General features: G+C 38.4%; 18 protein-coding genes. 7 read left to right on the plus strand and 11 right to left on the minus strand.

Annotation, left to right across the window (positions count from 1 at the left end; genetic code table 11):
* Positions 1–14 precede the first annotated feature (14 nt).
* The 3 genes from ACE1TH_RS07595 to ACE1TH_RS07605 all read right to left on the minus strand — a co-directional run bounded on the left by ACE1TH_RS07595 (position 15) and on the right by ACE1TH_RS07605 (position 2,045).
* On the minus strand, positions 15–1,385 hold the full coding sequence (locus ACE1TH_RS07595; protein ID WP_375078674.1) for an aspartate kinase: 1,371 nt from the start codon (positions 1,383–1,385) through the stop codon (positions 15–17).
* Positions 1,386–1,540: 155 nt separating this feature from the next.
* On the minus strand, positions 1,541–1,699 hold the full coding sequence (locus ACE1TH_RS07600; RefSeq protein ID WP_176554201.1) for a hypothetical protein: 159 nt from the start codon (positions 1,697–1,699) through the stop codon (positions 1,541–1,543).
* Positions 1,700–1,751: 52 nt separating this feature from the next.
* Positions 1,752–2,045 (minus strand): hypothetical protein, encoded by a 294-nt coding sequence (locus ACE1TH_RS07605; RefSeq protein WP_099300489.1) that lies wholly within the window; start codon positions 2,043–2,045, stop codon positions 1,752–1,754.
* Between the two features lie 177 nt (positions 2,046–2,222).
* On the opposite strand from ACE1TH_RS07605, the gene ACE1TH_RS07610 reads away from it, so the two are divergent.
* The 4 genes from ACE1TH_RS07610 (at position 2,223) to cbpB (ending at position 6,190) form a co-directional block, all read left to right on the plus strand.
* Complete coding sequence (locus ACE1TH_RS07610; RefSeq protein WP_099300488.1) at positions 2,223–2,525, plus strand: MerR family transcriptional regulator; 303 nt, start codon at positions 2,223–2,225, stop codon at positions 2,523–2,525.
* A 185-nt stretch (positions 2,526–2,710) separates the two neighbouring features.
* On the plus strand, positions 2,711–3,493 hold the full coding sequence (locus tag ACE1TH_RS07615; RefSeq protein ID WP_375078675.1) for a divergent polysaccharide deacetylase family protein: 783 nt from the start codon (positions 2,711–2,713) through the stop codon (positions 3,491–3,493).
* A 19-nt stretch (positions 3,494–3,512) separates the two neighbouring features.
* A complete protein-coding gene (locus ACE1TH_RS07620; RefSeq protein ID WP_375078676.1) occupies positions 3,513–5,270 on the plus strand; it encodes a S8 family peptidase in 1,758 nt (585 codons plus the stop codon).
* Between the two features lie 482 nt (positions 5,271–5,752).
* A complete protein-coding gene (cbpB, locus tag ACE1TH_RS07625) occupies positions 5,753–6,190 on the plus strand; it encodes a cyclic-di-AMP-binding protein CbpB (protein ID WP_099300484.1) in 438 nt (145 codons plus the stop codon).
* 1 nt (position 6,191) lies between these two features.
* Here the strand turns inward: cbpB and ACE1TH_RS07630 are convergent, their stop codons facing one another.
* Together ACE1TH_RS07630 and ACE1TH_RS07635 are read right to left on the minus strand one after the other, a co-directional pair.
* The gene (locus tag ACE1TH_RS07630; RefSeq protein WP_375078677.1) at positions 6,192–6,608 is read right to left on the minus strand and encodes a hypothetical protein; all 417 of its coding nucleotides are present in this window, start codon (positions 6,606–6,608) and stop codon (positions 6,192–6,194) included.
* 15 nt (positions 6,609–6,623) lie between these two features.
* On the minus strand, positions 6,624–7,058 hold the full coding sequence (locus ACE1TH_RS07635; protein ID WP_375078678.1) for a YaaR family protein: 435 nt from the start codon (positions 7,056–7,058) through the stop codon (positions 6,624–6,626).
* A gap of 148 nt (positions 7,059–7,206) precedes the next feature.
* On the opposite strand from ACE1TH_RS07635, the gene ACE1TH_RS07640 reads away from it, so the two are divergent.
* Complete coding sequence (locus tag ACE1TH_RS07640) at positions 7,207–7,371, plus strand: hypothetical protein (RefSeq protein WP_176554199.1); 165 nt, start codon at positions 7,207–7,209, stop codon at positions 7,369–7,371.
* Between the two features lie 12 nt (positions 7,372–7,383).
* Here ACE1TH_RS07640 and ACE1TH_RS07645 read toward each other — a convergent pair whose 3' ends face one another.
* Both ACE1TH_RS07645 and ACE1TH_RS07650 read right to left on the minus strand, forming a co-directional pair.
* Positions 7,384–8,505: a M20/M25/M40 family metallo-hydrolase gene (locus ACE1TH_RS07645; protein WP_375078801.1), complete on the minus strand. Its 1,122-nt coding sequence runs from the start codon at positions 8,503–8,505 to the stop codon at positions 7,384–7,386.
* A 56-nt stretch (positions 8,506–8,561) separates the two neighbouring features.
* A complete protein-coding gene (locus ACE1TH_RS07650) occupies positions 8,562–8,969 on the minus strand; it encodes a VOC family protein (protein ID WP_375078679.1) in 408 nt (135 codons plus the stop codon).
* A 73-nt stretch (positions 8,970–9,042) separates the two neighbouring features.
* Between ACE1TH_RS07650 and prli42 the strand changes: the two genes are divergently transcribed.
* Positions 9,043–9,141: a stressosome-associated protein Prli42 gene (gene prli42, locus ACE1TH_RS07655; protein WP_176554198.1), complete on the plus strand. Its 99-nt coding sequence runs from the start codon at positions 9,043–9,045 to the stop codon at positions 9,139–9,141.
* A 66-nt stretch (positions 9,142–9,207) separates the two neighbouring features.
* Here the strand turns inward: prli42 and ACE1TH_RS07660 are convergent, their stop codons facing one another.
* From ACE1TH_RS07660 to ACE1TH_RS07670, 3 genes are read right to left on the minus strand one after another with little or no spacing between them, the layout of a single operon-like run.
* Positions 9,208–9,711 (minus strand): L,D-transpeptidase, encoded by a 504-nt coding sequence (locus ACE1TH_RS07660; protein ID WP_099300478.1) that lies wholly within the window; start codon positions 9,709–9,711, stop codon positions 9,208–9,210.
* Positions 9,712–9,739: 28 nt separating this feature from the next.
* Entirely contained in the window at positions 9,740–10,723 is a 984-nt protein-coding gene (locus tag ACE1TH_RS07665) for an aromatic acid exporter family protein (RefSeq protein WP_099300477.1), read from the minus strand.
* A gap of 57 nt (positions 10,724–10,780) precedes the next feature.
* Complete coding sequence (locus tag ACE1TH_RS07670; protein WP_099300476.1) at positions 10,781–11,509, minus strand: YqcI/YcgG family protein; 729 nt, start codon at positions 11,507–11,509, stop codon at positions 10,781–10,783.
* A gap of 143 nt (positions 11,510–11,652) precedes the next feature.
* On the opposite strand from ACE1TH_RS07670, the gene ACE1TH_RS07675 reads away from it, so the two are divergent.
* Positions 11,653–12,273, plus strand: coding sequence for a LysE family translocator (locus ACE1TH_RS07675; protein WP_099300475.1), 621 nt, complete (start codon positions 11,653–11,655; stop codon positions 12,271–12,273).
* Here ACE1TH_RS07675 and ACE1TH_RS07680 read toward each other — a convergent pair.
* The gene (locus tag ACE1TH_RS07680) at positions 12,203–13,864 is read right to left on the minus strand and encodes a PAS domain-containing sensor histidine kinase (protein WP_255225096.1); all 1,662 of its coding nucleotides are present in this window, start codon (positions 13,862–13,864) and stop codon (positions 12,203–12,205) included. The genes ACE1TH_RS07675 and ACE1TH_RS07680 overlap by 71 nt on opposite strands.
* Positions 13,865–14,001: the final 137 nt, after the last annotated feature.

Below are 14,001 nucleotides of genomic sequence, written 5' to 3' on the forward strand. Positions count from 1 at the left end.
TTTTCTTTTAACGATTAGACAGGCACGCGACTGCCAAAAAATTCGTGGTACAGTTCTTGCACCGCAACATCCGCATCTTTTTGGTGAATCCCAAACACCAAGCTCGTTTCAGAAGAGCCTTGGTTAATCATTTCAATGTTAACTCCTTTTCGTGATAACGCAGCCGAGGCTCGTGCAATGACACCGATGGAGTTGTGCATCCCTTCTCCAACTAACATCACCATCGCAAATCCTCTTTCGATGTGGACGTCATCAACAGCCAGCTCTGTTTTGATACGCGCTGAAATTTGTTCTTCCACACCATCTGTTAACTGACTTTCGCGAATGATCACACTTGTATCATCAATACCTGATGGAATGTGTTCATAGGAGATCGATTGATCTTCTAATATTTCAAGCAGTCTGCGACCAAAGCCTACTTCTCTGTTCATCAAATATTTGCGTACATAAATCGTCGCAAATCCTTCATCAGCAGCAATTCCAATAACAGGATCATCAAAAGGTTCGCGTTCAGCCACAATGAGCGTTCCTTCACTTTTGGGGTTGTTTGTATTTTTCACACAAACTGGAATACCGTTTCGAAATGCTGGAATCAGTGCTTCATCATGAAAGACACTAAAGCCTGCATAAGAAAGTTCTCGCATTTCGCGATACGTCATTTTTTTTATTTCAAAAGGATCTTCAACAATTGTTGGATTGGCTGCGTAAACAGAATCAACGTCTGTAAAATTCTCATAAAGATCCGCTTGTACTGCAGCTGCTAAGATCGCACCTGTAATATCCGAACCACCGCGAGGGAATGTTACGAGCGTTCCTGTTTCTGAAAACCCGAAGAAACCAGGAAACACAATGACGCCTTCTTGTTGTCGCAATTCATTTAACCGTTCATAAGCTACCGGCAATACTTGAGCATTACCCGGTTCATCGCTCACAAGTAGACCAGCATCTTTAGGATTTATGTAAGTCGCATTCATGCCAATTGATTGAAAGTATGCTGCGATTAACTTTGCATTATTATCTTCCCCACTCGCTTTTAAAGCGTCCATCAGCTGATGTTCGTTTGCATAATATGCATTCATACGTAATTTTAAGTCATGATAAATTTCTTCTTTAATATCTTCTTGCAAGCCTAAATCCGAGACCATTTCTGCATAACGGTTTACTACTTTGTTTAACGTTTGTTCTTTAGCTTGCTCATTATTTCCAATGCAATATTGTGCCAATTCAATTAATAAATCCGTTGTTTTTACATCTGCCTTTGTTCTTTTCCCTGGTGCGGATACAACGACAATTTTTCTAGATGAATCTGCCTGAATAATTGCGGCTACTTTGCGAATCTGTTCAGCATTTGCAACAGAGGAGCCACCAAACTTTGCTACTTTCACGTTACGTTCCCCACTCTCCATTTTTTACTTCTCTATTTTAATTATTCATAATATCATAATCCTTTTTTATAAGCCACCGCTCTAGCACCTTTCTACAAAAAAAAGCGTCCGTTTTTCTTCTGTAAATAGAAGTAAACAGTCGCTTTTAACATCAACTATGGTTTATGAACATCTTCTGAATCGGATTTATGTTTTGTTTCCTTTTTCTTACGCTCTTCTTTTTCCTCTTTTTTAATTTCATCTAACGGCAGCTCGTCATAAGGAGACTCTTTTAAATCTCGGTCTTGAATGGCTTTCCAATCTTTTTTTGTCATGTACAAAACCTCCTTACAATCCTATTACCGCTCAGTCACATCATTAAACCCTTTACATAAACCACGCAAACCATAAAGGACCTCTTGATGTTTGAAATTCCATTGCCGTACAACTGGACTCTGGTAGAAATTCAGTCCCACTTTCTACATCTCCGTAAGTCATCTCGCTAATATTATTTGTGAAACCAGCTTCATCAAAACATTCAGGAGCACTATATAAATTTAGCGTATAATCAACAATTACTCGTTCGGAGTCTTCAGCCCCGTATTCTACTTGAATGACAAAACCTACAATGACAATTAATAAACTAACCGCCACCCCAATTAACCATCTATGCTTTCTCAACGTTCTTCCTCCTATTGTGTTCTACCAATAGTCTACACATTCTGAAAAGGTTCGGCAATTAAAATATAAAAATCACTCATGTTAGATAATCTAACAATTTTATTCACACTCATTCCCAAGCTATGATATATTATTACACAACAATCATGCGTAAACTCAATTGTGAGGTGGAGAGGGTTGTCTTATAAAGATAAAAAAGTGATTACCATTGGAATGGTTAGCGAACTAACCGGTTTAACAGAGAGAAAAATTCGCTACTATGAAGAACGAAAGCTCCTTTTTCCAGAACGTTCAAAAGGCGGAACAAGAAAATACTCATTTTTAGATGTTGAGCGACTAGTCGATATCGCCAATAAGATGGAAGATGGTATGCAAACGTTCGAAATCCGTAAAATGGAACAAAAAGCGATCCGAAAACAAGAAGTACGCGAAAAAATGTTGCGTGGTCAATTAAATGCGGCTTTTAACATTCGAAAATAACCGTTTGTTTGCAAGAAAAACAGAAGATAAAGAATAGTTTATATTAATCCCTTTTATATGTTGACACTTTAACTAGTGAGCATATTAAAGGGATTTTTTTGATTGATTGTTTTTCCTATTACTTCCTAACATGAAATGTACACCTTTTGCGACAAACTAGTTAGTAAAAAGGAGCTTATCTTTCTATGCTGAAAAAGCTTTTATGGTTTTATCTAGCGTTTCTTTTATGTTGCACCGCTCTTCCTTTTTCCGCATTTGCGCAGGAACAGTCAGCAGCCATTATCATTGATGATTTTGGCGGTGACGTTAAAGGAGCTGACCATTTTCTTCAAGGTGACATTCCTGTAACAGTTGCCATTATGCCTTTTCTTGAACAAGCTACTTTACAAGATGAAAAAGCACATCAAAACGGTTTAGAAGTCATCATTCACTTACCACTTGAACCTAAGACTGGTAAAAAATCATGGTTAGGTCCAAATGCCATTACATCTGACTTGAGTGATGAGGAAATTAAACGTCGCTTAAATACCGCCATTGAAAACGTCCCTCATGCTAAAGGGTTAAATAATCATATGGGCTCTAAAGGAATGGAAGACGAGCGCATTGTTACGCTTATTGTACAGTTTGCGAAGGAACATCAGCTTTATTTAATTGATAGCGGTACGACAGCCAAGTCACTTATGCCTCAGCTTGCTGCACGTTATCAAGTGCCATGCCTAAAAAGAACATTGTTTATTGATGATTCAACTTCTTCTTATTCATATGTTCGAAATCAATTAGATACATTCGTAAAGACTGCACGCGATCATGAATACCCACTTGCGATTGGTCATGTCGGCGTGAAAGGAAACGATACGTATAAGGCGATCGTGAATGCAGGCGAACAATTTAAAAGAGGAAACGTAAGGCTTGTTTTCCCTTCAGAATGGCTTTATCCACAAATCGACACACACTTAAACCAACTATAAAAAACAAAGGAGATTCGTTATGTTACGTCGCTCAGAAAAATGGGCTATTGCCTTAGCTAGTGTACTTATTATTAGTATGGTGATCATTAAGCCAAGTCCAACTATGCATCGCTCCATGAATCAACAACAGCACCCCCCGTCGGTTGCTCATGAAGCGATTGATCATTTACAAGCAGAAGACATTGCTCTTTCAACAAATTTAATGCTTCACTCTTTTACGGCAAGTTTAGAAAACTGGACTACTGAAGACCAACTTGATCATAAACTAGAAGATGAAGTCAACAACCATCCGTACATTCGAAGTATTGCTGTTCTAAATGAAGCAGGACAGGTTTTAGAAAGTGCTGGCAAAACAATGGATGTATCAAGCTTGCCTACGTTTTCTACAACGTACAATGCTCTTCAATACTCACATCCCTATCAAGAAGACAACGATGCCTATGTAATGGTGAAAAAAACGTTGGATCAGAACAAAACGATGGTTGGAGAAATCAATTTAGGGTTTATTCAATCTTATCTATCGGAACATGCCATGATCGCAGATAGTGAAGGAACGTTATTTATGTCAGGCGGCGAGGCTTCGGTAGATTTTAATCAAGAAACCCAGTTACCAGATGGACAACAAGCGATAACAGTGCCCGGCTTAAATTGGAGTATCTATGTGAACTCGAAAACAAAAAGTCAGTCGAACCCGATTGTTTCGCAAGAAGTTATCGTGAAACTGGACCCGAATGTACAACCAACAGAGTGGGCTACTACAAACCATCATACAATCTTGAAAGAAAATGATCCTTACCTTGTTTTAAAAACAACGGGTGATGAAGATGACTACATTCAAACATTGCATCGTGATCCCGATGTCATCTTTGCTGAACATAATTATTCTTTTGTGAACAAGGCCCTTATTAGCCAAGCAAAAGTTGAGCCTAATGATGAATTTTTTAAGCCTTATCAGTGGAATCTCGAACAAATTGACCTTGAAGAAGGATGGAACTATGCAAACGGCGAAGATACGATCATTGCCATCATCGATTCTGGCGTAGACCCAGAGCATCCTGACCTTCAAAATAAACTCGTTGAAGGCTACAATGCGATCGATGACTCATCTAATTTTATTGATGACAATGGTCACGGTACACATGTTGCAGGAATTGCAGCAGCTTTAACAAATAATGTTGAAGGAATAGCTGGGGTATCTTGGCAAAGCAAGATCATGCCAATAAAAGTACTTGATACAAATGGCGAGGGGTCGTCTTTTTCCGTAGCGAGAGGGATTTATTGGGCCGTCGAAAATGGTGCAGATGTTATTAACATGAGTTTAGGGGATTATTATCACTCTGATGTGTTATATGATGCTGTTGAACATGCTTACAATCAAGGGGTAACGCTCATAAGTGCGTCTGGTAATGAAAACACAGATGAACAGATGTATCCAGCTGCTTATCCCCAAGTTGTCACCGTTGCGTCTGTCAATCAAGATAAAAACCGATCCTTTTTTTCCAATTATGGAGAGTACGTCGATGTTACCGCACCTGGAGAACATATTCCAAGCACTTATTTAGAAAATCAATACATTCTGTTGTCAGGAACGTCCATGGCAGCACCTCATGTAGCGGGTTTAGCGGCGCTTATTCATTCGATTAACCCGTCTTTATCAAATGAAGATATCGGAAATCTAATTTTGGGAAATGCCAACCAACTTGGTGATGGTGATTATAATGTGTATTATGGTTACGGAGAGATAGATGTCAATGATACGTTATCTGCAATTGAGTAACAGGATGACAATATAAGACAGCTTACTTTTTACGAAAAGCACAAGTGCAACTTTGTTTCATTAGCGTTGCGCTTGTGCTTCTCTTTTATATAGGTTTACGGACCTCAAGATCTTTTTTGAAACAAAAGCACTTCCGCAGAAGCTTTTTTTACATATTCACAAAGGAACCCTTCTTTTTCTCGTTTTAAAAAAGTATCTTTTCCTATTGGCCGCGGTGCTGACCAGGCAACAGATTGAAGATTGCTCCATTTATCATGGGTAATGTATTCCTTTTTGAAAAAATATTCTCGACCTGAGGAATATTGCTCACAAATATATTTAACCGTTTGCTTAGAGTGCATAGCGTAACGCTCTCCTTTTTCTTACTATTGTTACCAAACGGTTCTCCCTGCATTCACCGACACGAATCTTGACGGACATCGTAAGAGCGTTTACGATAATAGAGAGCACATGAAAATCTAACATAAAGAAGTGATACATGTATGCAAACATTACGAAATCGATTGTTAACTGATAATGAAATCTCTCCATTAATCATTTCTGCCGACAAGGTTGCGCATGTTCAAATGAATAACCCGCTTCAACATGCCTTACTTGTTTTAATTAAGTCTGGGTATACAGCGATCCCGGTACTAAATTCATCCTTTCACTTGCAAGGTATGATCAGCAAGTCACTCATTTTAGATTCATTGTTAGGCGAACATGATTTTGAAATTGATCGTCTTTCAACATTGACAGTCGGCGAATGTATGAACAAAGACGTGCCTTGCATCCGTCCTGAAGCTACATTTTCTAAGGCGTTATCGCTTTCCATTAACCACCCTTTTTTATGTGTGGTAGATGATCAAAAAGCCTTCACGGGCATTTTAACACGCCGTTCAATTTTAAAATTAATTAGTAAATATTTACACCAACACTAATCTACATGTTAATCCGTTTGTGCAAGATTTGCGCTCTGCTCGAAAACATCGTTTGCAAAATTTTCGCAGCCAAACTTGCAGAAACCTTCGCACGAAAACGTACTTGATCAATCATAACGGTTCCGTCTTTTCCTTTAACGAATTCATGTTTATGCTCCCAATAAGTAAAAGGAAACGGCGGATTCACCATTTTATCGATGAAGAAATGTGGCGGAACCTCCGTCATAATTTCTGTTGTAAATTGTCCGATTTTGCCTGTATACGGGATTTTAACATGAACGGTATGCCCGTTTTTGTCCACTTTAACTGGCGGAAACTTGTTCACTTTTTCTAAGTTTTTTGGTTCAGAAAAGAACGACCATGTCTCTTCTAATGAATGACGTAATTTCGTCTCATATGTAAAAATATACTCGTCCATTTTTTCCTCCAAGGCTTAAATATAAATTTCCAGCAATAACCCTTCCAACTTCCCTACCCTTTTCAGCAAGTCGATACTCGTTTTTTGTGAATCTACTATTTCTTTTGCCAATTCATCCATTTCTTGATTCACAACCTGAACGAGCTGGTGTTGTTTAAACTGACCGAATTGACTGCTTGTTGTTCTTGTTAGTTGATAACTATCTTTTAAGACATGTGTTAAACATGCTTCCAGAGAGTGGCGAAATAACGATAACGCTTCATATGAGCGATGTTCAACTAGTTTATTCCCTTGTACCCGTAAGTCTTCAACTTTTCCCATCATTGATTGGAGAGCTTGCTGCTTCAACTGCTCTTGAAAGCTTGACTTTTGTGCCGCTGCACGATCCCCTCTCATTGATTGGGTACGTGCTTGAAAATGCAGTGCACTTTTATCTACGTGCTTTAACACGATCATTCCTCCCATTTCCGTCAGCAAACGTTTACATACGTACAACAATATGATATAATAGAATATTCATTCGCATTTCCTCCATCACTGGAGGTGTAAAATGTTTTCTCACATTCGTTTAGCTTCTAAACTCCATTATGAGGAAAATATGAGTAAAATCAATGACTATTTGTTAGAATTTCGACAAAATGATCACGTTTCTCCATCAATTCAACAGCTATCTTATGCGATTGGTCTAACGGAGGAAGAAATATTAGAAAGCATGGAGTATGCGGATGATGCCCAGTATACGATAAAAGCCGTTCACATGTGAACGGCTTATTTTTTATGCTTTAGCTGCTTCTTTTATGATCGCAACGACAACGTCTGCAACCTTTGTAAGAGCATGAACGGCAATTCGTTCATTCGTTGTATGAATGTGTTCATAGCCAACAGATAAGTTAATGGTCGGAATCCCAAATCCAGAAATCACGTTGCCGTCACTTCCCCCACCACTGGCTCTCATAGTCGGCTTTATCCCTAACGAAGTAATGGCTTCACTTGCAATCCGAACCACTTCAGCACTCGCTTCTTCTTTATAGCCTGGATACGAGTAGCTTACATTGACTTCGCACGACGTACCCATATCCTCTGCAGCTTTTTCGAACGCTTTTTTCATTGCCTCAACTTGAGTATCTAACTTATTTTTTTCTAAAGAACGTGCTTCCGCTGTAATTTCAACATAGTCACAAACGATATTTGTTTGTGTGCCTCCTTCAAAGCGACCGATATTCGCAGTTGTCTCGTTATCGATCCTTCCAAGAGGCATTTGTGCCACTGCCTTTGAAGCAACAGAAATCGCTGATATGCCTTTCTCCGGTTCTACACCAGCATGTGCGGTTTTGCCGAAAACTTTTGTCGTAATCTTCGCTTGAGAAGGCGCAGCTGTAATCATGCCTCCGACTTCTCCGTCACTATCAAGGGCATAGCCGTAAGAAGCATGAATAAGGCTTTGATCAAGTGCTTTTGCTCCGACTAAACCAGACTCTTCTCCAACCGTAATAATAAATTGAATGGGCCCGTGCTCGATTTGCTGTTCTTTTAACACGACAATGGCTTCAAGCATCACCGCAATACCAGCTTTATCATCCGCACCTAAAATTGTTGTTCCATCTGTTCTTATGTAGCCCTCTTCAAGAATCGGTTCGATGTTTTTACCCGGAACGATTGTATCCATATGAGAGGTGAAGTAAATGGTTTTCACTTCTTTCTCACTTGTTCCTGGTAATGTACAAATCAAATTATTCGCACCGTGTCCAGTAATCTCTTGCGCCTGATCTTCTTCAACTGTCAATCCTAAGTTCGTGAATTTTTCTTTTAACACTTTCGCAATCTCTGCCTCATGTTTCGTCTCAGAGCTAACTTTTACTAGCTCAATAAACTCATTAACAATACGTTCTGCCACGATTTACCCACTCCATTATTCAATAATCTCTTTTATCATAACGAATGCTACAACTTTTTTCATGTTTCTTGCTCACATAATTCAATTAAAACACCATTTGTAGAACTCGGTTTGAGAAAATTAATTCTTTTTTTATTACTTCCTTGTCTACTATTCGGATATAAAAAATCATATCCGATGCTTTCAAAAAAGGCTTGTCCGTAGCTTAAATCTTGACAACTTAACGCCAAGTGGTGGAAGCACGGAGATGGACGCTTTAAAAGAAACCGCTGTAATCCGTGGTTATCTTTCATAGGCACTAAAAGTTCAATCGAAAAAAGAGGCATGAAAAGATGATAAACGATAACTTGCTGATCGTCGACTGTTTCTTGTGTTGGTTTTGTTGCAGAAAATAACGTAGCTAACCGATCAACCTCTGTCTCAGATTGGAGGGCATATGCAATATGGTCTATTTTTAGTTCTAGCATAAAAAACTCCTCTTGTTGCTTTTGTAGCAATCAGGTAAACTAGCATTAGTAAAGCTTAGGTGGAGGGATGACAATGCCACGAAAATTCCAACGTTTAATTGTATATATTATGATTGGAACTCTTGTACTCGGGGGCGTATTTGGTGCAGCCGCTGGTTTAGGCATGTTTTAATTTGGCATACAAACGTGCGAATTTCACGAGACTTATGCGCTCGTGAAATTTGCTTTAATCCTCGGCTCACTTCAACAACCCGTAAGCTTTTCCTAATGCGTTAAAACTCCGCTGATCATTAACAACAATCACTTTACTCCCAATTTCTACGCGATCAAATACATATTCCACAGCTGAATTTTCCATGCGAATACACCCTAACGATGCATGATAGCCAATTGAATGAGGTTGGTTCGTCCCGTGTACACCATAGGTACGTCCACTTGTCCCATTGGCATCAAACCCAATCCACCTACTTCCTAACGGATTTCGTTCATCTCCACCAGGGATATCTTTTTTTCGGTAATAAGGCTGCTTTGCTTTTACAAGAACTTGAAACTCACCTTCAGGCGTTTCTTCCCCTTTTTTCCCGCTTGCAATTGGAAAGACTTCACTAATATGATTGGCTTCAATGAGTGCTAATTCATTCGTTTTAATATTTACAATAATATCTGCTTGCTCAATGAGAAATTGATTAGGAAATAGTGCGGAAAGAAACACGCAGATAGACAGAAAAAAAGACCACTTCACGTTTGTACACTCCTCGTATCGAATACGTTTAGGATTTACGCAATGGTCTTTTTTTATCCGATTTTCGAGCCCACAACTCGTCTTTTGTCTTCAAGTACTGTTCAAATTCAAACACAATTAGCAAAAGAGACGAGCGACTCTCGAACTCTTCTCTTGTTTTCGGCAGCGGCATATTTCTAAATTCCGTTCGCATCTCTTCTAATTGAAGCAAAAAATAAGCAACAGAATTCGTTGGGCTTACCGCACGTGATAATTCATCTAAAAAATTTGCTACTTTCTCTTGCTGCGGAACCGAACCATTAATACGGGTCAAGTGTGGCATAAGCCGCTCAATGATTTCTAGCTGCTTTTCCCTCATAGTAAAATAATGATAATAATGGTTTTCTTCTGCTAATAGATGGTTTTGCATGGCAACAAATGCCGTCTTCTTACTTTCCTTTAACACCCGATCTAATTGCGACAACTCTTTCCCGTCCCAACTACTTTCTCCAGCACGAATATATGTAGATAGCTGATTTAACGTTGTTTTTAACAATGCTTCAACTTTTTTCCGTTGTTCTCGCATTTCTTTATCTTTAGACGGCATGTAAAGATTCATTAATAGTGCTGTACCAATCCCTATTAAAATAAGCTGAAGCTCGTTCCAATAAAAGCCAACAGACACTTCTTCTACAACGTACAAATGCATGACAATGACAGAGCTTGTTACAATACCATCACTTGCTTTCACAAGCAAAACAACTGGGATAAATAACAAGATAAAGAGTGCGGCCGCAAATGGATTATAGCCAATGATCTCGAATAGAATTGAACTCATGACAAGACCAATCATACAAGCAACAAACCGCGCCCACGAAACAAGAAGGGAATTTTTTCGTGTCACAGATATACACAGTATTGTAATAATGGCTGCTGATGAAGCAAAATTCAATTCAAGCAATTGCGCAATTGAAAGTGAAATAAATACACCAATTGCGGTTTTTAATGTTCGATAGCCAATTCTAAATCTCATGATATCCCTTTTTCTTTAAGTAATATGCTTAGTTTAGCACGTCAATCGACTAAAAATCTATTTAGAATCATTTTTCGCTTTAAATGGGCATTTTCCTGTGATCGGCTCACAATCATCGCCAATAAAAAATTGTTTCCATTCTCTATGTTCGACATCGCCATAATGACTAATATCCGGATGTTTTGGTATTTGATCCCATGCCTCTACCCGTTTCCTAACCGCTTCACGAGAATTATGACCTTTCGGCTCAGTCCCTTCTAAGCCTTGAAAAATCTCCCGAGGTTGAAACCCTATAACCATACTTTGCCCTAAATCTCGTGTAATTCGCTGTTTATATGCAGGTGTATTTGCAAAGGCAAACATCGACTGCCCATTAAAACAAAACGACCATAAATAATGCTCGGGGTTACTAGGCGTATGTTCCGGCCAAATACTTTCGTCTTTGTCATTTAAGTATTGAAGCAAATCCCAAAAATAACGACGGTAATAATCAAGCGTTTGCTCCTGGTCTTCAGGCTCCACAAATACAAAAAGCCCTCGCCTAATGAGTGGACGTTGCGCCATTAATGATTGAAACGTTTGTAATGTATGTGGCAATGAGGACCAGTCTGCATGCGATAAATAAGAGTAGCGTAGTTCCCCTTTCCGTTCTCCTTTCTGACCAAAAAAACACGGAAATGTTGGATTCGTAACAACTTTACTATATTCTTGATAACTTTGATTGACCCAATTTGGTACTTCCGTTGAAAGCATTTCTGCAGTTGTTAATAACCGAGATTTATTCATTTCTCATCCCCCTTTACATTCATTCCCATCATATGAAGCTTGGTGCGAATCTAGTCACGAAATTACAAATAAAGCACGTCTAAATCCCCTTTACTGATCATTTACTAAATAGTAAGGCATGTCTAAGAAATAGGAGGTTTTTTATGCCTGATATCCTTGCAGCATTTATTCTTGGTTTATCTTTAGCTGTTCCAGTTGGTCCTATTTGTTTAGCCATTGTAAAAAAAGGCATTTCAAACGGTTTTTTTCCCGCTCTTTTTGTCGGCATTGGCGCCATTCTAGCGGATGTATGCTTTATGGTCATCATTTATTTTGGTTTAACGCAATTTATTTTTATGACTCCCGTGCAAATTAGTCTTTATCTGTTTGGATCGACTCTACTTATTTATCTTGGCTTCGAGTCCATTAACAAACGAAAGACTGCTCTTACTCGCTCAAGCAGTCTCTCTACTTCAGTCTTTTCTTCCTTTTGGACAGGTTTATCCATCGCGTTATTTAATCCGATTAATTTAATGTTTTGGTTTGGCATTTTCGGCTCAACTTTAGCCGAGCTCACGAATGAACAGTCTAGCTCCTTTCTTATCTATGCCATTTTTCTTTTTCTCGGTATTCTCGTTTGGAATATTAGCTTATCGTTTTTAGCTTCTTTTTTCGGTCAATTTTTGAGCCGCTCTCTCTTACCTATTTTGAATATCATCGCAGGTTTATGTTTGTTAGCATTCGGGTTTCACTTTGTCCTAAAACTTGCTGAAATCCTTTTTTAACACGTTTTCCGTCACGATTTTCTGATATCGCTTTTAATGGCAAATAAACTTGGACGATCGTTCCTGCTCCAGCTTTCGTTTTAATTTCCATTCTTCCACCATGTAATTCCACGATCTTATGACAAATCATTAAACCTAATCCCGTCCCCTTCTCTTTCGAAGAGAAGAAAGGTTGACCTAATAAATATAGACGATTAGGCGGGATTCCTGTTCCTTTATCGATAAATTGCACACAAAGTTGATTGTAATCAGACGTTACCCTTATTTCGATCGACGTAGATGAATGACTCGCATCTACTGCATTTTCAATTAAATTGAGAAATAAAATATCTAATTCTTGTTCATAACCTCGAACATAATACGTATCTGAAACAGAGAGTAGCAAAGGGTTATCTTTCACAAGCTCTTTCATTTCTTTTTTTCTAACCAAAGCTTTTACATAACTGTTCATTTCAATTGTTGTTTTGTTTTCAGCCATCCCTTTTTGCTTAGCAAGAAATACATAATCATCTATGATTTTTTCCATTTGCGTTAATTCACCATTAATAGTGCTTACTTGACTTTCAGGAATGGCGTTTGTCTCCGCATAAAGCTGCATAAAGCCTTTGATTGTTGTTAATGGATTTCTTAATTCATGTGCCATGCTAGCTGATAAACGAGACGCAACTTTCATCGCCTCTTCTCTTCGTTTAGACGTTTGATGAGGTTGCTTTAAAACGGAAACAAATAACCTCTTTCCATCGATATGAACAGGAAGAATAGCACACATTGTGTACAGTAAACTGCCATCCCCGTTAATAAGTTTTATAGGACGATACATAATTTCTTCTTGTTGCGTTCGCATGGCTTCCTTAACGAGCTTTAATTCTCGTTCCTGAATATGATCACGTACTGGTTTTCCTATAAGGCTATGATTCACACTTAAATAACGATTCGTCGCTTTGTTTGCATAATGAATGGTCATGGAATCATGAACAATATAACATTCATTCGACAAATCTAATATATTGATTAACTCATTTCTTGTAATTAATTGCTCCACACGCTGTTCCGCGCGAACAACATCAAATAACATGTAGCCACTATAGGTAACCACTTGTACCTCATATTCAATTTGTTGATATAAAAATGTAACAATCTGTTTTTTATTATTAGGGTTACATAATTCTCTTGGTACAAACGTCCAAATGGAATCTTGAATCGTTAAAAACGCTTTTCCGACTTCGCTCGCTTCAATAATTTTACCCGTTTCGTCGGTTAACCAGCGTAATTTTTTTGATTGATCATTTGACACAAGCTTTAAGCGAATATCTTCTTTCTTCTTTCTCACAGCAAATGTATAGAGCATATAGTCTTGATCCAGCACAGCATGCTCAATGTTTAGTTCAACATTCATACCGTTATCATCAATAACCCACTTTTCCATGGATTGATAGCTTAATATGGTCGCCAACGGAATTTTTTGATTTGGCTTCTTTTCAAGTCCTGTCAATTTATTAAAAGCGCCGTTTCTTATGATAATTTCGTCATCATAAATCACACATTGTGGAACATTAGACTGATTCAGTAACTCAGTAACCATCGCTTTCATATGCACATGCTCGATGTCGCAAAAAACACCGAGACACCCCCCCTTTATAGATAAAACTGACATTTTCCAACAATTGATTCGTTTTTTCTTTTAAAAATCCTCCTAAAGCTACAGAATTCATCAATAAAAAGATTTTG

The organism is Shouchella sp. JSM 1781072, from assembly GCF_041949915.1.
Lineage (GTDB): Bacteria > Bacillota > Bacilli > Bacillales > Bacillaceae_D > Shouchella.